This window comes from Streptomyces sp. NPDC003038 (genome assembly GCF_040611115.1).
Lineage (GTDB): Bacteria > Actinomycetota > Actinomycetes > Streptomycetales > Streptomycetaceae > Streptomyces.
The window spans coordinates 102,194-121,605 of record NZ_JBEXNN010000015.1; the positions used below are offsets into that span (position 1 = coordinate 102,194).

Here is a 19,412-nt window from a genome sequence, read left to right on the forward strand (position 1 = left end):
TCCCGCAGACCCCTGGTTTCTCCGGGTGGCGCACTCCTCCGGGCGGCGCGCTACTTCAGACGCTCCGCGACGCGGTCGCGCAGCGAGGCCATCGTGAAACCCCTGGGGTCGACCTTGCCCGGCTGCCATTCGAGGTGGCCGATGACCGAGCGGGCGGTCCAGGCGTGGACCCGGCAGACGGCGGCCGCCGCGCGGGTGATCGCGTCGAGCTGGACCGCCGGCCAGGGGTCCTCGCCGTCGCCGAGGTTCTCGCACTCGAAGCCGTAGAAGTGCCGGTTGCCGTCCGTGTCCGTCTGGTTGTCCGGTGGGAGCCGCCTCTCGGCGATCACCGCCGCCAGGACGTCCGAGTCGCCGGAGCCCGCGTGGTTGGCGCGACCGTAGCCGACCAGGTGGACGCGGCCGTCCTTGGCGATGACCCCGTGGCAGAGGGGGCCGGGGAGGCGGTCGTGGCCGTCGCGGCAGAGCTGGACGGTGTGCGCGGTGCCGCGCGTGACGGTGTGGTGGATCATCACCCCGTGCACCGGGCCCCAGGGGCCCTTGTGGTTGCGGTTGTGGGTGCGCCAGGCGCCGACCTCCACGACGGTCAGCCCCTCGTTCCGCAAGGCGTCGATGAACCGGTTCGCGGACATGGGTGCGGCCATGACCGCCTCCTTCACGGTGCTCGGCGGTCACCTCGCGTGCCCGCCCCTTTCCTCAACGGGTCTAGCGGAGGCGGCCCTTCCGCGGCTAGTGCGTTCGTACAGCAAGCGAGCCGATCCGGACACCGTCCGGATCGGCTCAGCCGCAACAGCTGTCGCGTCACGTCACGTCACCTCCGTCACGCCGAGGCGAGCCACATGTCCGGGCCGAACGCCTCGTAGTGGATGTCGACGGGCGGCACGCCCTTGGCGATCAGCTGCTCGCGCACGGACTTCATGAAGGGGAGCGGCCCGCACAGGTACGCCGTGGTGCCGGGGACGACGGTGACGTCCGACAGGTCGAGCAGGCCCGCGCGGTCGTCCGGCTCCGCCGCCTCCTCGTACCAGAAGGCGGCCGAGGCGTCGGGGAGCTTGTAGGTCAGCGCCCGGTGGTCGCCCCGCAGGGCGTGGTCGCCGGGGGAGCGGTCGGCGTGCAGGACGGTCACGGGGGCGGTGTGCCCCGTGTCGGCCAGGTGCTCCAGCATCGCGAGCATCGGGGTGCAGCCGATGCCCGCCGAGGCGAGCAGGACCGGGGCGCCGGAGTCCCGCAGGACCAGGTCGCCGTAGGGAGCGGAGACCCGGATCCGGTCGCCCACCGCGACGTTGGCGTGGAGGTGGTGGGAGACCTCGCCGTCGGGTCCCGCGGCGGCCGGGCCGTGGACCCGCTTGACGGTGATCGCGCGGACCGGTGAGCCCGGAGAGGTGGAGAGGCTGTACTGGCGGATCTGGCGGGCGCCGTCCGGGAGTTCCACCTGGACCGAGACGTACTGGCCGGGCTTGAAGCCGGGTGCGGGGGCGCCGTCGGCGGGGGCGATCCGGAAGGTCGTGCAGTCGGGCGTCTCCTCGACCCGAGCCGTGACCGTCCACTCGCGCCACACGTCGCCGGCGATCACCCGCTGCTCGGCGTAGAGGCGCTCCTCGATGGTGATGAGGGCATGGGCCATCAGCCAGTAGACCTCGTCCCAGGCCTGCGCGACGTCGGGGGTGACGGCCTCGCCGAGCGTCTCGGCGATGGCCTCGAAGAGGTACTTGTGGACGACGGGGTACTGCTCGCGGGTCACGCCGAGCGAGGCGTGCTTGTGGGCGATGCGGCCGAGCATCACGTCGGGCCGGGTGTCCGGGTGGTCGAGGAGGTGGGTCGCGAAGGCCGCGATGGAGCCGGCGAGGGCCTGCTGCTGGAGTCCGGCGTTCTGGTTGCCCCGGTTGAAGAGGTCGCGGAGCAGCCCCGGGTGGGCCGCGAACAGCTTCGTGTAGAAGAGCTCCGTGATGTCGCCGATGGCCGCCCCGACGGCGGGCAGGGTGGCGCGTACGGTCGCGGTCGACTTCTCGGAGAGCATCGGGACTCCTCGCGTGATCGGCATCTGAGATGCGGGGGGTGAGGGACGGGGATCTTCAAGGACAGCAGAGAGCCGCCACGGTGCGCACTTCTGTTCGATCTTCCGTCAGGTCGAGCCCAGGCAGCCCGCTCGGCCGGTGGTAACCGGCCATCCGGCGCTCGGGTCAGGGCTTTTCGGGCCCCGCCCCGGCCTTGCCTGAAATGCCCGGCAGAGGCGGTCTCGCCGGGGCTGCGACCAGCGCGTTCATCGTCAGCGGGTCCAGCGGTCGCCCGCGCTCTCCCGTTCGCGGACCACCCCGCCCGGCCCGGGTTGACGTGGCCGCCGTGCCGTGCCGCGCCGTGCCGCGCCTCGGCCCGGCCGGGTCGGGCGCGCACCGTGCACCGGTGGCCGAAACGGGGGGTTCGAGGTGGTGCGTGTGGACGCGTGGAACCCCAGAGAGTGCCCCTTCCCCGGATGGAGTAGTCCCACCCTTTTGTGTAATGGTTCCGGCACGCTCCGTACTGGAAGGCTGGTCCCGCAGATCCATGGAGTGATCGAAAGGGAAATACATGTCGGTCCAGGCAGGTTCCGAACCCGAGGCCCAGACGCCGCAGCGCAGTCTTGGGACCTCGGCCGCGCGGAACTTGGCAACCACGACCAAGTCCGCGCCGCAGATGCAGGAGATCACCTCCCGGTGGCTCCTGAAGATGCTCCCGTGGGTGTCCGTGCAGGGCGGCACATACCGTGTGAACCGCCGCCTGAGCTACTCGGTCGGTGACGGCCGCGTGGAGTTCATCAAGACCGGGACGCAGGTCCAGGTCATCCCGGCCGAGCTCGGTGAGCTCCCGCTGCTGCGCGAGTACGAGGACCTGGAGGTCCTCGGGGAACTCTCCCAGCGCTGCCGGCAGATCGACTTCGAGCCCGGCCAGGAGCTGACCTCCTTCGGCAACGCCTCCGACGAGGTGTTCCTGCTCGCCCACGGCCGCATCGACCACGTCGGCCCGGGACCCTACGGCGACGACGCCGTCCTGCGGACCGTCGCCGACGGCGCCTACTTCGGCGAGGACTCCCTCGTCGACGAGGAGGCGATCTGGGAGTACACCGCCCGCGCCGCCACCTCCGGTACCGCGCTCGTCCTGTCGCGACAGGACTTCCAGCTGCTCGCGGACCGGGTCGAGTCGCTGCGCGAGCACGTGGAGCGCGTACGGGCGCTGCCCGCCCAGCGCACCAACAAGTACGGCGAAGCCGCGATCGACCTCTCCGCCGGCCACCACGGCGAGGCCGTCCTCCCGGGCACCTTCGTGGACTACGAGTCCCGCCCGCGCGAGTACGAGCTCTCCATTGCACAAACGGTCCTGCGGGTGCACACGCGCGTCGCCGACCTGTACAACCAGCCGATGAACCAGACCGAGCAGCAGTTGCGGCTCACGGTCGAGGCGCTGCGCGAGCGCCAGGAGCACGAGATGCTCAACAACCGCGAATTCGGCCTGCTCCACAACGCCGAATACGACCAGCGCATCCAGCCGCACGACGGTGTGCCCAGCCCCGACGACATGGACCAGCTGCTCAGCATGCGGCGCGGCTCCAAGTTCTTCCTCGCGCACCCCAAGGCGATCGCCGCCTTCGGCCGTGAGTGCAACAAGCGCGGGCTGTACCCGGAGTCGGTGGACTTCGGCGGCCACCGGGTGCCCTCCTGGCGCGGGGTGCCGATCTTCCCGAGCAACAAGATCCCGATCAGCGACGCCCGGACCACCTCGATCCTCTGCATGCGTACCGGTGAGGACGAGCAGGGCGTGATCGGGCTGCACCAGCCCGGCATCCCCGACGAGATCGAGCCGAGCCTGTCGGTCCGCTTCATGGGGATCAGCGAGCAGGCGATCATCTCGTACCTGGTCACCGCCTACTTCTCCGCCGCGGTACTGGTGCCGGACGCGCTCGGCGTACTGGAGAACGTCGAGATCGGCCGCTGGCCCTGAGCCGGCCGGCCGAAGGACATCGGGAACATGCGGGAGCATCGGGGAAACGTTATGGCGACCACTGAGGCGATCACGACCGGGGAGGGCCAGGAGGCCGCGGCCCTCCTGGAACGGACGAGAGAAACGGTTGACCCGGAGCTGCGCCGGACGGTGGAGAGCCTGCCCGGTTCGATGCGGCGCGTGGCGATGTACCACTTCGGCTGGGAGCAGGCGGACGGCACCCCGGCCGCGGGCCATGCCGGGAAGGCCATCCGGCCCGCCCTGGTGCTCGCCGCGGCCCAGGCCGTGGACGGCAGCGCCGAGGACGCGGTACGGGCGGCGGTGGCCGTGGAACTGGCGCACAACTTCACGCTGCTGCACGACGACGTCATCGACAAGGACGTCCGCAGGCGCGGCAGGGCCACGGCCTGGACGGTGTTCGGGATACCGGACGCGATCATCACGGGTGACGCCATGATGGCGCTCGCGCTGCGGCTGCTCGCGCAGGACCCGCATCCGGCCGCGGCGGCGGCATCCGCCCGGCTCGCGGCCTGTGTCATCGAGCTGTGCGCGGGCCAGCAGGCGGACTGCGCCTTCGAGCAGCGTGCGCACGTCTCGCTCGACGAGTGCCTGACCATGGCCACCGCCAAGACCGGGGCCCTCCTCGGCTGCGCGTGCGCGCTCGGCGCGCTGTACGCGGGGGCCGGGCCGGACGAGGTCGATGCGATGGACGCCTTCGGGCGGGAGGCCGGCCTGGCCTTCCAACTGATCGACGACCTGATCGGCATCTGGGGGGATCCGGGGCACACCGGCAAGCCCGCGGGAGCCGATCTGCTCGCCCGCAAGAAGTCCCTTCCGGTCGTGGCCGCCCTCACCTCGGGCACCACGGCGGGGGAGGAGCTGGCCGCTCTGTACGCGGGTCCCATGAGCGGGGACGACGTACGCCGGGCCGCCGACGCGGTGGACCGGGCCGGCGGGCGGGACTGGGCGCAGGCTCATGCCGCGGACCGCATGGGCCGGGCGGTGCAGCAGCTGTCCAGGGCCGTACCCGACCTCGGGGCGGCGGGCGGGCTGCTGACGCTGGCGGAGTTCGTCACGCGGCGTACGAGGTGAGCCCGTAGGGCCAGGCGGGGGAAAGGCGCGGGAAAGGCGGGGGAAAGGCCTGTTCCGGCATCGGATGGTGCCGGAACAGGCCTTTCCGCGTAGGGGGGCCAACCCTACGATCACTCAAGGTTGTTGACACGTGAGCGAAGGGTGTGACCAGTGGGGCTGGAGATACGTCAGGCGGATCAGTCGGACCGGGACGCGGTGGCGCGGCTGCTCGACGAGGCCTTCCGCACCGACCCCGTGAGCAGCTGGGTCTTCCCGGATCCCGAACACCGGGCCGCCGTGCACGGGAAGTTCCTGGGCGTCTTCGTGGACGTGGCGCTGGCCGAGGGCCGGATCGACTGCGCGGTGGACGGCTCGGCGGCCGCGCTGTGGCTGCGGATCCCCGCGGGCGAGTCGGAGGGGGAGGACGAGATCCCGGCGAAGATGCGCGCGGCGGCCGACCCGGACAACGAGCGGTGCGAGCTGGTCGGCCGGCTGACGGCCGCGGTGCACCCCACGGCGGAGGAGCACGAGTACCTGCTGATGATCGCGGTCGCCCCCGACCGGCAGGGGGAGGGGCTGGGCAGTGAGTTGATCCGGCCGGTGCTGGAGCGCTGCGACCGCGAGGGCGTGCCGGCGTACCTGGAGGCGAGCAGCGAGCGCAGCATGCGGCTGTACGAGCGGCTCGGCTGGGAGTTCACCGGTACGGCGGTGCGGCTGCCGGAGGGTCCGCTGATGTGGCCGATGTGGCGCAAGCCGCGGGGGTAACAGGAGGGTTCTTGCAAAACCACTACGGGCGAAGTACTTTACCTGACGTGCTCCGGTGTGGGGTGCTCCCGAACGGAAGAGGCCCGCTTGCGCAAGCTCACGTACTTCATCGCCACCTCGCTCGACGGCTACATCGCCGCCCCGGACGGTGACGGCGACTATTTCAACCAGTACCTGGACCCGGAGTTCATCGAGTACCTCACGACGGAGTGGGCGGAGACCATCCCCACCCACGGGCACGCGATGCTGGGTCTGGACACCTTCGAGGCCAAGCACTTCGACGCCGTCCTGATGGGCCGCGGGACCTACGACGTCGGGCAGAAACTGGGCGTGACCAGCCCCTACGCACACCTCAGGCAGTACGTGGCCACCCGCTCGCTCACCACTTCGCCGGACCCCGCGGTCGAGCTGATCTCCAGGGACGTCCTGGAGCGGGTGCGCGAGCTCAAGGCGCAGGACGGCCTCGGCATCTGGCTCTGCGGGGGCTCCGACCTGGTGGGTGCGCTGGTGGACGAGATCGACGAGTTCGTCGTCAAGACGTACCCCGTCCTCGCGGGCGCCGGCCTGCCGATGGCCCGGGCGGGCTTCGAGCCCCGGGCCTTGCGGCTGATCGACGTCAAGGGCTTCGGCGGCGGCCAGGTCGTGACCAGGTACGCCCGCAAGCGCTGACGCTGACCACTGACCACTGACCGCTGACGGCCGGCGCCCGCGGCTGACCGGCGCCGCCGCGCCGTGGCTGCCACGGCCCGCGCCCGCGGGGCTGAAAGCTGCGCCCGGCCCCGCACAACGCGAGAAACCGGCCTACCGTGGAGGCATGGCCGGTGAAGAGCAGCAGCACGCGCACGAGAGGGCCGCCCCACAGGCCGGGCACGGGCAGAAGACCTGCCCGGCCTGCGGGAGCCCCGTCGAGACGGTGGTCAAGCGGCGCAAGTCACTCGGGATCTTCGTACCCGAGTGGGGTCCGGGTCCCTGCCGAAACCCGAAGTGTCGTGCGTACGTCCCGGAGGATCACGTCCCTCCGCAGGGGTAGGCAGGGTCAGCCCTTCGTGCCCAGGCCGGACGCGACGAGGCCATTGGCCCACAGCTGGTTGACGCGCGCCCGCTCGGTGCTGTTCGGGGTGGCGTTCGTGCAGGAGGTGCCCGGCCCGCCGCCCGACATGAGCTCGCTGCACGGGCCCGAGTAGTGGTCCGGCAGGCCCAGCACGTGGCCGGTCTCGTGCGAGGTCACCCGGGTGGAGTTGTAGATCTGGTTCTGCCGGTAGTCGAGGAAGATGTAACCGCGGCCGTGCCCGTCCGTGCTGGCGTACGAACCGCGTGAGTCGTTGCCCTCGCGGTACGAGAAGTTCCCGCCGGAGGACACCTCCTGCAGCTTGACGTTGGTCACCGAGCTGTTCCAGATCCGGGTCGAGCTGGCTATCTGGGTGCGGAAGCTCGGCGCGTTGCGGGTGTTGTAGGTGACGGTCACGGCGAGGGCGCCCGGGTTCGCGGCGCGCTGCTCGGCGACCGCGCGCTTCACGGCCTCGAAGAAGGCGCGGTTGGCGGCCTCGTTCTCCTGCGAGCGCTCGTACGCGACGTAGCTGGCGGGGTTGCCGGCGGGGGCGGCGCTGGCGGCGGGGACGGTGCCCAGGGCGGTCGCGATGCCGATGCCGATGGTGGCGGCCAGCGTGACCTTACGGGAGTGGCGCATGTGGGGTGCTCCTGCTCATCCGGTGTGGGGGGTGGGTCGTTCGGTACCGGAGTCTGGGGGAGCGGATGGGCCGGGCGGATGATGTCACTCCCCGATAGCGCCGAGCTATCGGGCAGTTTTCGGCGAGTCAACTAGCCTGAAAATGGCGGGATTTGGGGTCCACTGGGCGGCTGGTGCGGTCCACCGGCCGCCGCCTACCCTCTGGGCATGGAGCTCGAGGTGAGGCACCTGCGCGCACTGTGCGCCATCGCCGACGCCGGCAGCCTGCACAAGGCCGCCCGGCAGCTCGGCGTGAGCCAGCCCTCACTGACGACCCAGCTGCGCCGCATCGAACGCGCCCTGGACGGCGAGCTGTTCCTGCGCGAGCGCACCGGCTGCCGGCCCACCCCCTTCGGCCGCACCGTGCTGGGCCGGGCCCGACCGCTGCTCGCGGAGATGGCCGCGCTGGTGGCCGAGGCCCGGGCGCTGGCCCACGGGCCGCGGCTGCGCATCGGCTCCACGGCCAGCCGCGCACTGCCGGGCTGGCTGCGGCGGCTGCACCGGCGGCTGCCCGACACCGAGACCTCGCTCATGGTGGACGTCTCCGCCAACGCGCTGCTGAGGATGGCGGCTTCGGGGCAGCTGGACGTGGCGTTCGTACACGAGGTGGAGGGCAGCCCGCTGCGGGTCCCGGCCGGGCTGCAACTGCACGTGCTGATGGAGCGGGAGCCGCAGTTCGTGTCCATGTCCCGGGACCATCCGGCGGCCGCGCAGGCGGTGGTGTCGCTCCGGGACCTCGCCGCCGACCGGTGGACGGTGGACCCCTCGGTGGACGGTGAATGGGACGGCCTGCGCCGGGTCTTCGCCCGGGCCGGGCTCGATCCGCCGGTGCTCCACGCCGACTACCACACGGCGGCCTCGCTGATCGTCTCCGGTGAGGCGGTCGCGCCCTGCCAGCCCACCTCCGGGCCGCGGGAGGACATGGCGATCCGGCCGCTGTCGGGCGACCCGCTGGCCGTACGGCTGCTGCTGGCCACCCGGCCGGGTGCGCACGCGGAGGTGTACGAGGACCTCCGCGCCGCCTATCGCGAAGCGGCCCTGCGCACACCCCCGTACCGGGCCTGGCTCCACCGCGCGGGGAGCCCCCTGCTCCGGACCCCGGCGGAGGCGGCCTGACGGGTCCCGCCGCGCGGTACCGGCGGGGCGGGTGGAGTGCCCGTTCCTCGGTCCAGTACGGCGTCCCGGCTCGCCGTCCGGACGGTGGCGGCCGTCCGCCTCCTCCGCGTAGGCCACTGCCGCCCCACGCCCGGCGACGGCGGGAAACCGGTCGTCCGGTGGCCGTGGTCCCGGAGACCGGTATGTCCACACGCCGGGGCAGGTGCCCCTCGATCACCCCGAACCGGAGCATTCCGCGACGCCTTGACTTCCTCCGGCCGCGATATATCGTGTTATTCAGAAGACGCGATATGTTGCGTGCGTCGAGGCCCGGTCCGTGTACGCACGAGGAGGATCAGCATCATGGAAGAGACGCCGCAGACGACGTGGTCGGTCGCCGAACCGCAGAAGCTCACCTTCGAGGAGCCGGTGACCGAGCTCCGCGTCCGTGTCGTGAGCGGCACGGTGAACGTGATCGCCGCCGACAGCGCCGACGCGGGTCCGGCCCGACTGGAGGTGGCCGCGGTCGACGGACCGCCCCTGCACGTGGTGCTGGAGGACGGCGTCCTCACCATCTCCTACGAGGACTTGCCGTGGAACGGCTCCCAGGGCTTCAAGAAGTGGTTCGAGGGCAAGCCCTGGAAGGCGTGGTCGCATTCCGGGCCGGGCCGCAAGGCCTGGGAGCGCAGCGCCACCGTCACGCTCGCCGTCCCCGCCGCCACCCGCGTCCAGCTGGCGACCGTCGACGCCACGGCCTTCGTCTCCGGCATCGCCGGCGGCACCGACGTCAACGGGATCTCCGGTGACGCGACACTGGTCGGGCTGTCCGGCAAGGTCAAGGCGCACACCGTCTCCGGCAGCGTCGAGGCCCAGTCCGTCACCGGCGACCTCGGCTTCCACTCGCTGTCCGGCGGTCTGACGGTGGTCGACGGCGCGGGCGTGAGCGTACGGGCCGACTCGGTCAGCGGTGACATGCTCATCGACCTGGATCTCGACCACCTCGACCCGGCCGCGTCGCGCCCGGTGGACATCGCGCTGAAGTCCGTGTCCGGCCAGGTCGCGATCCGGCTGCCGCACCCCGCCGACGCCCGCGTCGAGGCCAACACCGCCACCGGCGGCGTCTCCAACGCCTTCGAGGACCTGCGGATCTCCGGGCAGCTGGGCGCCAAGCGGATCACCGGTACCCTCGGCGCCGGGACCGGCACTCTGCGGGCCACCACGTTCTCGGGTGCGATCGCGCTGCTGCGCCGCCCGGCCGCGGAAGCGCCGGACCCGCCGGAGGCCCCGGCCGCTCCGGATCCGTCGGTCGGAGTGACCGAAGTGACCGAAGTGAGAGAAGCGCCGGAAGCGCCGGAAGCCCCCCTCACGTTCGACAAGAAGGTGCTCTGACATGTCGCCCGTCTTCGCCCACGGCCGCCTCCGCCTCTACCTGCTCAAGCTGCTCGACGAGGCTCCGCGTCACGGGTACGAGGTGATCCGCCTGCTGGAGGAGCGCTTCCAGGGGCTGTACGCGCCCTCCGCGGGCACCGTGTACCCCCGCCTGGCCAAGCTGGAGGCCGAGGGCCTGGTCACGCACGCCACCGAAGGCGGGCGCAAGGTGTACTCCATCACCGAGGCGGGCCGCGCCGAACTGGCCGGCCGCGGCGGTGAACTCGCCGACCTGGAGCTGGAGATCCGCGACTCCGTCTCCGAACTCGCCGCCGAGATCCGCGACGACGTCCGGGGCGCGGCGGGTGACCTGCGGCGCGAGATGCGTGCCGCCGCGGCCTCCGCGACGGCGACCGAGGTCGAGGACGAGTCCTGGAAGGCGGCGAAGGAGGAACTGCGCAAGGCCAGGCAGGAGTGGAAGGAGCAGGCGCGCCGCGCGAAGGACGAGAGCCGCCGGGCCCGTGACGAGGCCCAGCAGGCGCGCCGCCAGGCCAAGGAGGCCCAGGAGCGGGCCCGCGAGGAGGTCCAGCGCATCGCGGGCCAGCTGCAGGAGCAGTTCGCGAAGTCGGGCGGCGTGCTGGGCAGCCTGGCCGGCGCCTGGCTCGGCGGGGGCGGCGCCCCGTCCGCCGCCCCCCCGACGGCGGACACGGCGGCCGACGCGACGGCGGACACGGCGGCCGACGCGACGGCCGACGCGACGGCCGACGCGACGGCGGACACCGCAGCGGACACCGCAGCGGACACGGACTGGGCCCGGGACCTGACGCCCACCGGCGACCCGGCCCGTGACCTGGACCGCTTGCTGGACCGCTTCCGCGACGACATCCGCGACGCGGCCCGCGACCACGGTGTGACCCCGGCCCAACTGGCCGAGGCCCGCACCCGCCTGGCCACGGCGGCAGCCCACCTCGCGACGGTCCTGCGCCCCGCCCGCTGAGGACTCAGGCGGGCAGGCCGGCTTCCGCCGCGGCGTAGGTGACGCCGTGGTCCGTCAGGACCTCGGCGACCGTGCCGGGGCGGGAGAGCAGGGCCAGCAGCAGGTGCAGGGTGCCGATGTGGTTGTCGTGGCGGCCCAGGGCGATGCGGAGGGACTGTTCCAGGACCTTCTTCGCGTCCTGGGTGAAGGGCACGTGGTGGCTGCCGGTGCGGTCGTCCGGTTCGGCGCGTCCCAGCGCCGAGCGGAGGGACGCGCCCAGGGTGCGCTTGCGCGGGGCGGGGGCCGAGAGGGCGCCCTCGCCGTGGGCCTCCTCGACGCGGGAGACGATCTCCGTGAGGTCGATGCCGAGTCCGGCCAGCGCCTCCTCGTCCGCCCTTGACATGCCGCCCCGACGGCGGGCCTCGGCGAGGTCCGCGGCGACGGCCGTGCGGTCGACGCCCAGGGGGTCGAGGGCGCCTCGGGACATCAGGGCGAGCAGCAGGTGCTCCTCGGTGACGGTGGCGGCTCCGGACTGCCTGGCCTCGGTCACCGCGCCCGTCACGGTGGACCGGGCGTCGCGGGTGAAGCGTTCGAACATCAAAGCCTCCCGTGCTTCTTGTGCGCGGCCTGCCGGCTGACGCCCAGCTCGGCCGCGATTTCCTGCCAGGACCACCCCTGCGCGCGGGCACTGCGTACCTGTACGGCCTCCAGCTGCTCCAGCAGCCGTCGGAGGGCGGCCACGGCACGCAGGCCCACGCGGGGGTCCCGGTCACCGGCCCGCTCGGCGAGATCGGTAGCTTCCGTCATGCGTGTCAATGTAGGTTGACATGGGAGGGGATGTCAACCCCAGTTGACGACCGGAGGCCAGGGCCGGTCCCTTCCCGTTCCCAGGACCCGGCCGGCCCCAGCCCCGGCTACGGCTACGGCTACGGCTACGGCTTGAGGACGATCTTGCCGAAGAGGTCGCCCGACTCCAGCTTGGCGAACCCCTCCCGCGCCCGGTCCAGCGGCAGGACCTCGTCGATCACCGGCCGCACGCCCGTCGTCGCGCAGAACGACAGCAGGTCCTCCAGCTCGTCCTTCGAGCCCATCGTCGAGCCGACCACCTTGAGCTCCAGGAAGAAGATCCGGGTCAGCTCCGCGTGCGCCGGCCGGTCGCCGCTCGTCGCGCCGGAGATCACCAGAGTGCCGCCCGGGCGCAGGGACTTCACCGAGTGCGACCAGGTGGCCGCCCCGACCGTCTCGATCACCGCGTCCACCCGCTGCGGCAGCCGCGCGCCCGGCGCGTACGCCTCCACCGCGCCCAGCTCCACCGCCCGCTTGCGCTTGGCCTCGTCCCGGCTGGTGGCGAAGACCCGCAGGCCCGCCGCCTTGCCGAGGACGATCGCGGCGGTGGCGACCCCGCCGCCCGCGCCCTGGACCAGGACCGAGTCACCGGGGCGGACACCGGCGTTGGTGAACAGCATCCGGTACGCCGTCAGCCAGGCAGTCGGCAGGCACGCGGCCTCCTCGAAGGAAAGCTCGGCGGGCTTGCGCAGGACGTTCCAGGCCGGGACGGTCACCTGCTCCGCGAAGGTGCCCTGGTAGCGCTCGGTCAGGATCGAGCGCGGCTCGTCGGGGCCGACCCCGTGACCGCTCTGGCCGATCACGGAGTGCAGGACGACCTCGTTGCCGTCCTGGTCGGTTCCGGCCGCGTCGCAGCCGAGGATCATCGGGAGTTTCTCCTCGCCGAGGCCCACCCCGCGCAGCGACCACAGGTCGTGGTGGTTGAGCGAGGCGGCCTTGACGTTCACGGTCACCCAGCCGGGGCGGGCCTCGGGGGCCGGGCGGTCGCCCAGCTCAAGGCCGTTCAGCGGCTGGTCACGGTCGATTCGGGCGGCGTAGGCAGCGAACATGCGGTGACGTTACCGCTGGGTAGGCACCGGTTTCCAGCCCCAGTTTCCAGCCGTACTTTCCCCGCGGGCACCGGCCGCGCGCGGCCGGGCCCGAGCGGGCGCCGCCGCGTCACGCGACGAGGCCCGGCCGGAGTGATCCGGACGGGCCTCGTCGCGTACAGCTCGGCGCAGTGCTCAGACCAGGCGGGCCACGCCGTCGGCCTTCGCCGCCGCGGCGACGGCCGCGGCGACGGCCGTGGCGACGCGCTCGTCGAACGGCGACGGGATCACGTAGTCGGCGGAGAGCTCGTCACCCACGACACCGGCGATGGCGTCGGCGGCGGCGATCTTCATACCCTCCGTGATCCGGGTGGCGCGCACCTTGAGGGCGCCCGCGAAGATGCCCGGGAACGCCAGCACGTTGTTGATCTGGTTCGGGAAGTCCGAACGCCCCGTGGCCACGACCGCCGCGTACTTGTGCGCGACGTCCGGGTGGACCTCCGGGTTCGGGTTGGCCATGGCGAAGACGAAGGCGTCCTTCGCCATCGAGGCCACCGCAGCCTCGGGAACCGTACCGCCGGAGACGCCGATGAAGACGTCCGCGCCCACGAGGGCCGTTTCCAGCGAGCCGGTCTGCCCCGTCTTGTTGGTCAGCCCCGCGATCTCCGCCTTGACGTCCGTCAGGTCGGAGCGGTCGGCGGAGACGACGCCCTTGCGGTCGGTGACGCAGACGTCGCCGATGCCCGCGTCCACGAGGATCTTGGCGATGGCGATACCCGCCGCGCCCGAGCCCGAGATCACGGCGCGCAGGTCGCCGAGCGTGCGCCCGGTCAGCTTCGCGGCGTTGCGCAGCGCGGCCAGCGTCACGATGGCGGTGCCGTGCTGGTCGTCGTGGAAGACCGGGATGTCCAGGAGCTCCTGGAGGCGGCGCTCGATCTCGAAGCAGCGGGGAGCGGAGATGTCCTCCAGGTTCACCCCACCGAAGGACGGCGCCAGGCGGACGACGGTCTCGATGATCTCGTCCGTGTCCTTGGTGGCGAGCGCGATCGGAACCGCGTCCACACCGCCGAACTGCTTGAACAGAATGGCCTTGCCCTCCATCACGGGGAGGGAGGCCTCGGGACCGATGTCACCGAGTCCGAGCACGGCCGTACCGTCGGTGACGACGGCGACCACGTTCGACTTCCAGGTGTACTCGTTCACGAGGTCGGGTTGCTCCGCGATGGCGCTGCAGACCTTCGCCACGCCCGGCGTGTACGCGAGGGACAGGTCGTCCTTGTCGTGGACCGGCACTGTGGCCTGGATGGCCATCTTGCCGCCCCGGTGCAGTGCGAACACCGCGTCCGGGTTGTTGTCCGTCACGCTGTCGCTGCGAGGATTGACGATCTCCGCTGCCACTTTCTTGGCCCCTTAAGTCTTTGAATCGTTGAGGGTGACCACTCCTGGTTAAGGGGTGGGCGGGCACCGCGTCCGTGCTCCGCATCGACGGTTGGCCCGTCTCCGCGGAGGGGAGGTTCGTACGCGCGGGCGCGCCGCACGCGCGCCCTGAGCCCCGGATGAGGGGTGTAAGGATCTGTTCTACCGGATGAACGCTCACCCAGACGAGTCGATTCCTGCTCGACCATAAGCCTCTTGTCCCGGTTTCGGAGAAAAGTCCAAGGGCCTGTGTCCGATAGACGAGACCCACCGCAAATAGTGAGTCAAAAGAGCCCGGTCGCAGTGGATCATGCGGCCGCAGGGGGTCTTGCCCGCAGGCCTGTTGGGTGTCGGCGTCACCCGTTATCTGATTTTGACCTGGCGGGCGGCCTGAATGCGTCAGTCCGAATGGCAAGATGCCCCTAATCACACAAGGCCGCGACACTCGATGGTGCGTGCCCGACCACTCTTGGATGCTTTTCCACCTGCCGGAGGAACCGCTCATGACCGCAAGCACCACCCGTCGTACGACCGCCGCTCGGTCCCGGATCGCCACGGTCGGTGCGATCGCGGTCGCCGGCGCCCTGATCTTGACCGGTTGCGGAGACCAGACCGACAACGGTTCCGCTACCAAGGGCAAGACCAGCGACGCCCCGCTGTTCGACAAGCTCCCGAAGAAGATCCAGGACGCCGGCGTCATCAAGGTCGGCACGGACGCCGCGTACGCGCCGATGGAGTTCACGGAGGGCGGCAAGATCGTCGGTGTCGACCCCGACATCGCCGCGGAGCTGGGCAAGCAGCTCGGTGTGAAGTTCGAGTTCACCTCGGGCACCTTCGACGGACTGATCACCTCGCTGGAGACCGGCCGCCAGGACATCGCGATGTCGTCGATCACCGACAACAAGCGCCGCCAGGAAGGCCTGGACGAGCAGGGCGCGAAGATCGGCAAGGGCGTCGACTTCGTCGACTACTTCTCCTCCGGCGTCTCGCTCATCGTCAAGAAGGGCAACCCGCAGAACATCAAGTCCCTCGACGACCTGTGCGGCAAGACGGTCGCCGTGCAGCGCGGCACGATCTACGAGGACACCTTCAAGACGCAGGCCGAGAAGTGCGGTGACAACAAGCTCACCATCGAGGCCTTCGACACCGACGCCGAGGCGCAGACCCGCGTCAAGGCCGGCGGCGCCGTGGCCGACATGAACGACTACCCGGTGGCCGCGTACATCGCGAAGACCTCCGGCGGCGGCAACGACTTCGAGGTCGCCGGCCAGCAGGCCGACGTCGGCCTCTTCGGCATCGCCGTCTCCAAGGAGAACACCCAGCTCCGCGACGCCATCAAGGAAGCACTCGACGCCACCATCAAGGACGGCTCCTACGCCAAGGTCCTGGAGAAGTGGGACGTCAAGGACAGCGCCGTGCAGTCCGCGACGATCAACGCAGGCAAGTGACCGAGCGCTCCGCTGAAGGGCAGTCGTAGTGACTGACAAGATCGACAAGGGTCCGGCCGCGACTCCGCCGGCCGGACCCGGCGCCTCGGGATCCCCCTACGAGGCCATCAAGGCAATCCCCGTACGGCATTACGGCCGCTGGCTCAGCGCCGTGGTCGTGGCCGTGCTGCTAACCTGGCTCGTCTACGCCTTCTCCCAGGGCAAGGTCATCTGGGGCACGGTCGGAGACAAGCTGTTCGACCCCTCGGTCCTCGCCGGCCTCGGCAACACCGTGGTCATCAGCATCCTGTCGATGCTGCTGGGTCTGGTGCTCGGCATCCTCTTCGCGGTGATGCGGCTCTCCAACAACCCGGTCACGAGCTTCGTCTCCTGGCTCTACATCTGGTTCTTCCGCGGTACCCCGGTGTACGTGCAGCTGCTCGTGTGGTTCAGCCTCCCGCTGATCTTCGAGTACATCAACCTGGGGCCGATCTACAAGAACGAGACCGTCGACGTCATGACGCCGTTCATGGTCGCCCTGCTGGGCCTCGGCCTGAACGAGGGCGCCTACATGGCGGAGATCGTCCGGGCCGGCATCCAGTCCGTCGACGAGGGCCAGAGCGAGGCCTCGCACGCCCTCGGCATGACCCGCACGCAGACCATGCGCCGGGTGGTGCTCCCGCAGGCGATGCGCGTGATCATCCCGCCGACCGGCAACGAGTTCATCAACCTGCTGAAGACCTCGTCCCTGGTCTCGGCGGTGCAGTACACCGAACTCCTGCGGGCCAGCTCCAACATCGGCAGCACGGCCGGCGCGGTGATCGAGATGTACTTCGTCGCCTCCCTCTGGTACCTGGCACTGACCAGCGTGTTCAGCGTCGGCCAGTACTACCTGGAGCGCCGCTACGCCCGTGGTTCGCTGCGCAGCCTGCCGCCCACGCCGCTGGAGCGGCTGAAGGCCAACCTCAACATGTTCCGCCGTACGGAGGTGGCGAAGTGACCGCCCAGCCGATGGTCAAGGCAGAAGGCGTCCACAAGTCGTACGGCGCCGCCCACATCCTCCGGGGCATCGACCTGGAGGTCGCGCCGCGGGAGGTCTTCTGCCTGGTCGGCCCCTCGGGCTCCGGCAAGTCGACGTTCCTGCGGTGCATCAACCACCTGGAGCGCATCAACGCCGGCCGGCTCTCGGTCGACGGCCAGCTGGTGGGCTACCGCCAGAAGGGCGACAAGCTCTACGAGCTGAAGGACAGCGAGGTCGCGGCCCAGCGCCGGGACATCGGCATGGTCTTCCAGCGCTTCAACCTCTTCCCGCACATGACGGCCATCGAGAACGTCATGGAAGCCCCGGTCATGGTCAAGGGCGAGAGCAAGGCGGTGGCCCGCGAGCGCGCCGTACGCCTCCTCGACCGCGTCGGCCTCGGCGACAAGGGCGGGAACTACCCCACCCAGCTCTCCGGCGGCCAGCAGCAGCGCGTGGCGATCGCCCGGGCGCTGGCCATGGAGCCGAAGCTGATGCTCTTCGACGAGCCCACCTCGGCGCTCGACCCGGAGCTGGTGGGTGACGTCCTGGACGTCATGCGCGACCTGGCCGAGTCGGGCATGACCATGATCGTGGTCACGCACGAGATGGGATTCGCCCGCGAGGTCGGCGACAACCTCGTCTTCATGGACGGCGGCGTGGTGGTCGAATCCGGCCATCCGCGCGAGGTCCTGGGCAACCCGCAGCACGACCGGACGAAGGCGTTCCTGTCGAAGGTGCTGTAGGCACGCGTCGCGTGTGAGTGCGGAAGGGGCGGTACGGGAATCCCGTACCGCCCCTCCCGCGTTCCCGGTCGCTTCCGGGCGTCCTACTTGAGACCCAGGACCAGCGCGTCCGAGGGGGAGCGCCAGACCGTCCGGGCCTCCGCGAAGCCCGCCTCGACGAGGGTGCGGGCGTGCCACGCCTCGGACGGGGTGTCGCCGTCGGCGTGCTCCCCGTAGATCTCGAAGCGCCGCTTCGTCGGCTCGGCCAGTGCCGGATCGGCGGCGGCAAGGGCCCACCACTCGCGCCAGTCGGGTACGCCGGCCGCCCTGGCCCGTTCCATGCCGGCGTGGCGGTGGGCGTGCTCGGCGGCATTGATCCGCGGGGTGGCCGGGTCGGGCATGTGGTCGGCGTTCATGAACACGCCGCCGGGACGGACCAGGGGCGCGAGCCGTCCGTAGAGAACGGTGATGTCCTTACTGGGCAGCCAGTGCAGGGCCGTGGCCGTCAGAATCGCGTCGTAGGTGTCGTGAGGCAGCGCGGCGGGCCAGTCGGGGTCCTTGAGGTCGGCGGTCACGAAGGTGACGCGCTCGTCGCCCGCGAAGTAGCCCCGGGCGATGGTCAGCAGGGCGGGGTCGAGATCGAGCCCCGTGCTGGTGGCTCCCGGGAACCGCTTGAGGACGCGGTCCGTGATACTTCCCGTACCGCACGCCAGATCCAGTACCCGGGGGGTGGGCCCGACCAGCGCCTCGACCATGTCCAGCATCACCCGGAACCGCTCCTCGCGGTCGGGCATATACCACTCCTGCTGCCGGTCCCAGCTCTCCTGCCAGGCCTGCCAGTCGGTCCCGGTCCCCTTGTCCGTCGCCGCGACCGTCTCCGCGTCCGCCGCCGCGACCGTCTCCGAATCCGTCCTCGAATCCGCCATCACGAACCCCTCCATCCGTAATACCCTCGAACGTGTCTCAGCCGTTACGGGAGACATTAAACCGCAGCCGTAAGGACTACAAGTGGAACTGGCCCATTACTCGGACTACGCCGTGCGCCTGGTCAACACCGAGGAGCCGGCCCGCAACAAGGACTCGCTCACCTCCGTGGACGCGGTCCGCGCCCTGTTCGGCCCCAGCGTGCAGATGGCCCGCCGCGTCACCGACACGGACGTCACCCGCTTCCGCAACGTCCGCGGCCGGCTGCGCGCCGTCTTCGAGGCCGCCGACGGCGGCGACCACGTCCTCGCCGTCGACCTGCTGAACTCGCTGCTCATGGAGTTCCCGGTCAGCCCCCAGGTCTCCGGCCACGAGACCATCGGCGAGCACGGCGGCCCCCACTGGCACATCCACCTGGCCGACCACCCCTCCAACGCCTCCGCGGGCTACGCCGCCATCGCGTCCATGGGCCTGGCCTTCCACCTCACCGAGCACGGCCCCGACCGCCTCGGCCTGTGCCAGGCGCCGCCCTGCCGCAACGCCTACCTCGACACCTCCACCAACCGCTCCCGGCGCTACTGCTCCGACCGCTGCGCCACCCGCGCCAACGTCGCCGCCTACCGCGCCCGCAAGCGGCTGGAGGCCGAGGCGTCGGCCCGCAGCGGGCGCAGCGCCGAGACCGCCCAGGACAGCCGCGCCCTCAGCGAACACTGATCCGCCGCGCGCGGCCGGAAGCGCAGCACGGCCGTCGCCAGCACCAGCTCGTCGGGCACCGGCCCGAAGACGGTGCTGTCGCCGGTCTCGTTGTACGGGTTGTCGCCGAGCACCCACCAGCCGCCCGGCCGCCGCTCCACCGCCCGCTTGACCACCAGCAGGTCCTGCTGGAAGGGGTGCCGCAGGACCACCACGTCACCCGGCCGGACGGCGGCCCCGTACCGGACCACCAGCCGGTCCCCGTGGACCAGCGTCGGCACCATGGACGGCCCCGCCACCTCCACCACCTCGAACGGCGTCCTCCTGCGCCCGTTCTCCACCATGCGCGACCTCCTCGTCACTCC

At 71.1% G+C, this 19,412-nt stretch carries 21 protein-coding genes; 12 read left to right on the forward strand and 9 right to left on the reverse strand.

The window, feature by feature from the left end; genetic code table 11:
• Positions 1–50: 50 nt before the first annotated feature.
• Positions 51–641 carry an N-acetylmuramoyl-L-alanine amidase gene (locus ABZX75_RS20235; RefSeq protein ID WP_355412310.1) on the reverse strand — a complete coding sequence of 197 codons (591 nt, stop codon included), beginning with the start codon at positions 639–641 and terminating at the stop codon, positions 51–53.
• Between the two features lie 176 nt (positions 642–817).
• A complete protein-coding gene (locus ABZX75_RS20240; RefSeq protein ID WP_355412312.1) occupies positions 818–2,014 on the reverse strand; it encodes a globin domain-containing protein in 1,197 nt (398 codons plus the stop codon).
• Positions 2,015–2,562: 548 nt separating this feature from the next.
• On the opposite strand from ABZX75_RS20240, the gene ABZX75_RS20245 reads away from it, so the two are divergent.
• The 5 genes from ABZX75_RS20245 to ABZX75_RS20265 all read left to right on the forward strand — a co-directional run bounded on the left by ABZX75_RS20245 (position 2,563) and on the right by ABZX75_RS20265 (position 6,835).
• Entirely contained in the window at positions 2,563–3,969 is a 1,407-nt protein-coding gene (locus ABZX75_RS20245; protein ID WP_355412314.1) for a family 2B encapsulin nanocompartment shell protein, read from the forward strand.
• A 51-nt stretch (positions 3,970–4,020) separates the two neighbouring features.
• Positions 4,021–5,061, forward strand: a complete 1,041-nt coding sequence (locus tag ABZX75_RS20250; protein WP_355412316.1) for a family 2 encapsulin nanocompartment cargo protein polyprenyl transferase — start codon at positions 4,021–4,023, stop codon at positions 5,059–5,061.
• Between the two features lie 150 nt (positions 5,062–5,211).
• On the forward strand, positions 5,212–5,805 hold the full coding sequence (locus ABZX75_RS20255) for a GNAT family N-acetyltransferase (protein WP_355412318.1): 594 nt from the start codon (positions 5,212–5,214) through the stop codon (positions 5,803–5,805).
• A gap of 87 nt (positions 5,806–5,892) precedes the next feature.
• The gene (locus tag ABZX75_RS20260) at positions 5,893–6,474 is read left to right on the forward strand and encodes a dihydrofolate reductase family protein (protein ID WP_355412320.1); all 582 of its coding nucleotides are present in this window, start codon (positions 5,893–5,895) and stop codon (positions 6,472–6,474) included.
• Between the two features lie 145 nt (positions 6,475–6,619).
• Positions 6,620–6,835, forward strand: coding sequence for a hypothetical protein (locus tag ABZX75_RS20265; RefSeq protein WP_355412321.1), 216 nt, complete (start codon positions 6,620–6,622; stop codon positions 6,833–6,835).
• Positions 6,836–6,841: 6 nt separating this feature from the next.
• Here the strand turns inward: ABZX75_RS20265 and snpA are convergent, their stop codons facing one another.
• Positions 6,842–7,492 carry a snapalysin gene (gene snpA, locus ABZX75_RS20270; RefSeq protein WP_355412323.1) on the reverse strand — a complete coding sequence of 217 codons (651 nt, stop codon included), beginning with the start codon at positions 7,490–7,492 and terminating at the stop codon, positions 6,842–6,844.
• Positions 7,493–7,699: 207 nt separating this feature from the next.
• Between snpA and ABZX75_RS20275 the strand changes: the two genes are divergently transcribed.
• The 3 genes from ABZX75_RS20275 to ABZX75_RS20285 all read left to right on the forward strand — a co-directional run bounded on the left by ABZX75_RS20275 (position 7,700) and on the right by ABZX75_RS20285 (position 10,991).
• Positions 7,700–8,647, forward strand: a complete 948-nt coding sequence (locus ABZX75_RS20275; RefSeq protein ID WP_355412325.1) for a LysR family transcriptional regulator — start codon at positions 7,700–7,702, stop codon at positions 8,645–8,647.
• A 342-nt stretch (positions 8,648–8,989) separates the two neighbouring features.
• Positions 8,990–10,015, forward strand: coding sequence for a hypothetical protein (locus ABZX75_RS20280; RefSeq protein ID WP_355412327.1), 1,026 nt, complete (start codon positions 8,990–8,992; stop codon positions 10,013–10,015).
• A 1-nt stretch (position 10,016) separates the two neighbouring features.
• Complete coding sequence (locus ABZX75_RS20285; protein WP_355412329.1) at positions 10,017–10,991, forward strand: helix-turn-helix transcriptional regulator; 975 nt, start codon at positions 10,017–10,019, stop codon at positions 10,989–10,991.
• A 4-nt stretch (positions 10,992–10,995) separates the two neighbouring features.
• On the opposite strand, the gene ABZX75_RS20290 is transcribed toward ABZX75_RS20285, so the two are convergent.
• The 4 genes from ABZX75_RS20290 to ABZX75_RS20305 form a co-directional block, all read right to left on the reverse strand.
• Complete coding sequence (locus tag ABZX75_RS20290) at positions 10,996–11,568, reverse strand: Clp protease N-terminal domain-containing protein (RefSeq protein ID WP_355412331.1); 573 nt, start codon at positions 11,566–11,568, stop codon at positions 10,996–10,998.
• Positions 11,568–11,777 carry a helix-turn-helix domain-containing protein gene (locus ABZX75_RS20295; protein ID WP_267843016.1) on the reverse strand — a complete coding sequence of 70 codons (210 nt, stop codon included), beginning with the start codon at positions 11,775–11,777 and terminating at the stop codon, positions 11,568–11,570. The genes ABZX75_RS20290 and ABZX75_RS20295 overlap by 1 nt, the downstream gene beginning before the upstream one ends.
• A gap of 125 nt (positions 11,778–11,902) precedes the next feature.
• The gene (locus tag ABZX75_RS20300; RefSeq protein WP_355412333.1) at positions 11,903–12,865 is read right to left on the reverse strand and encodes a zinc-binding dehydrogenase; all 963 of its coding nucleotides are present in this window, start codon (positions 12,863–12,865) and stop codon (positions 11,903–11,905) included.
• A gap of 174 nt (positions 12,866–13,039) precedes the next feature.
• On the reverse strand, positions 13,040–14,242 hold the full coding sequence (locus ABZX75_RS20305) for an NADP-dependent malic enzyme (protein ID WP_355412335.1): 1,203 nt from the start codon (positions 14,240–14,242) through the stop codon (positions 13,040–13,042).
• 521 nt (positions 14,243–14,763) lie between these two features.
• Here ABZX75_RS20305 and ABZX75_RS20310 point away from each other — a divergent pair.
• From ABZX75_RS20310 to ABZX75_RS20320, 3 genes are read left to right on the forward strand one after another with little or no spacing between them, the layout of a single operon-like run.
• On the forward strand, positions 14,764–15,708 hold the full coding sequence (locus ABZX75_RS20310; protein WP_355412337.1) for an ABC transporter substrate-binding protein: 945 nt from the start codon (positions 14,764–14,766) through the stop codon (positions 15,706–15,708).
• Positions 15,709–15,736: 28 nt separating this feature from the next.
• Positions 15,737–16,687 (forward strand): amino acid ABC transporter permease, encoded by a 951-nt coding sequence (locus ABZX75_RS20315; protein ID WP_355412339.1) that lies wholly within the window; start codon positions 15,737–15,739, stop codon positions 16,685–16,687.
• 11 nt (positions 16,688–16,698) lie between these two features.
• Positions 16,699–17,451 (forward strand): amino acid ABC transporter ATP-binding protein, encoded by a 753-nt coding sequence (locus ABZX75_RS20320; protein WP_355412468.1) that lies wholly within the window; start codon positions 16,699–16,701, stop codon positions 17,449–17,451.
• An 83-nt stretch (positions 17,452–17,534) separates the two neighbouring features.
• On the opposite strand, the gene ABZX75_RS20325 is transcribed toward ABZX75_RS20320, so the two are convergent.
• Positions 17,535–18,224 (reverse strand): class I SAM-dependent methyltransferase, encoded by a 690-nt coding sequence (locus tag ABZX75_RS20325; protein ID WP_355412470.1) that lies wholly within the window; start codon positions 18,222–18,224, stop codon positions 17,535–17,537.
• A gap of 214 nt (positions 18,225–18,438) precedes the next feature.
• On the opposite strand from ABZX75_RS20325, the gene ABZX75_RS20330 reads away from it, so the two are divergent.
• Entirely contained in the window at positions 18,439–19,068 is a 630-nt protein-coding gene (locus tag ABZX75_RS20330; RefSeq protein ID WP_355412341.1) for a CGNR zinc finger domain-containing protein, read from the forward strand.
• Here the strand turns inward: ABZX75_RS20330 and sodX are convergent.
• A complete protein-coding gene (gene sodX / locus ABZX75_RS20335; RefSeq protein WP_355412343.1) occupies positions 18,972–19,391 on the reverse strand; it encodes a nickel-type superoxide dismutase maturation protease in 420 nt (139 codons plus the stop codon). The two genes, ABZX75_RS20330 and sodX, sit on opposite strands and share 97 nt — an antisense overlap.
• Positions 19,392–19,412: the final 21 nt, after the last annotated feature.

Excerpts from the sequence above, each read along its gene's own strand:
- ABZX75_RS20235 (WP_355412310.1), bottom strand. The coding sequence starts at position 641 with ATGGCCGCACCCATGTCCGCGAACCGGTTCATCGACGCCTTGCGGAAC.
- ABZX75_RS20265 (WP_355412321.1), top strand. The coding sequence starts at position 6,620 with ATGGCCGGTGAAGAGCAGCAGCACGCGCACGAGAGGGCCGCCCCACAG.
- ABZX75_RS20250 (WP_355412316.1), top strand. The coding sequence starts at position 4,021 with ATGGCGACCACTGAGGCGATCACGACCGGGGAGGGCCAGGAGGCCGCG.
- ABZX75_RS20285 (WP_355412329.1), top strand. The coding sequence starts at position 10,017 with ATGTCGCCCGTCTTCGCCCACGGCCGCCTCCGCCTCTACCTGCTCAAG.
- sodX (WP_355412343.1), bottom strand. The coding sequence starts at position 19,391 with ATGGTGGAGAACGGGCGCAGGAGGACGCCGTTCGAGGTGGTGGAGGTG.
- ABZX75_RS20325 (WP_355412470.1), bottom strand. The coding sequence starts at position 18,224 with ATGCCCGACCGCGAGGAGCGGTTCCGGGTGATGCTGGACATGGTCGAG.
- ABZX75_RS20320 (WP_355412468.1), top strand. The coding sequence starts at position 16,699 with ATGGTCAAGGCAGAAGGCGTCCACAAGTCGTACGGCGCCGCCCACATC.
- ABZX75_RS20275 (WP_355412325.1), top strand. The coding sequence starts at position 7,700 with ATGGAGCTCGAGGTGAGGCACCTGCGCGCACTGTGCGCCATCGCCGAC.
- ABZX75_RS20295 (WP_267843016.1), bottom strand. The coding sequence starts at position 11,777 with ATGACGGAAGCTACCGATCTCGCCGAGCGGGCCGGTGACCGGGACCCC.
- snpA (WP_355412323.1), bottom strand. The coding sequence starts at position 7,492 with ATGCGCCACTCCCGTAAGGTCACGCTGGCCGCCACCATCGGCATCGGC.
- ABZX75_RS20310 (WP_355412337.1), top strand. The coding sequence starts at position 14,764 with ATGACCGCAAGCACCACCCGTCGTACGACCGCCGCTCGGTCCCGGATC.
- ABZX75_RS20245 (WP_355412314.1), top strand. The coding sequence starts at position 2,563 with ATGTCGGTCCAGGCAGGTTCCGAACCCGAGGCCCAGACGCCGCAGCGC.
- ABZX75_RS20300 (WP_355412333.1), bottom strand. The coding sequence starts at position 12,865 with ATGTTCGCTGCCTACGCCGCCCGAATCGACCGTGACCAGCCGCTGAAC.
- ABZX75_RS20290 (WP_355412331.1), bottom strand. The coding sequence starts at position 11,568 with ATGTTCGAACGCTTCACCCGCGACGCCCGGTCCACCGTGACGGGCGCG.
- ABZX75_RS20240 (WP_355412312.1), bottom strand. The coding sequence starts at position 2,014 with ATGCTCTCCGAGAAGTCGACCGCGACCGTACGCGCCACCCTGCCCGCC.
- ABZX75_RS20280 (WP_355412327.1), top strand. The coding sequence starts at position 8,990 with ATGGAAGAGACGCCGCAGACGACGTGGTCGGTCGCCGAACCGCAGAAG.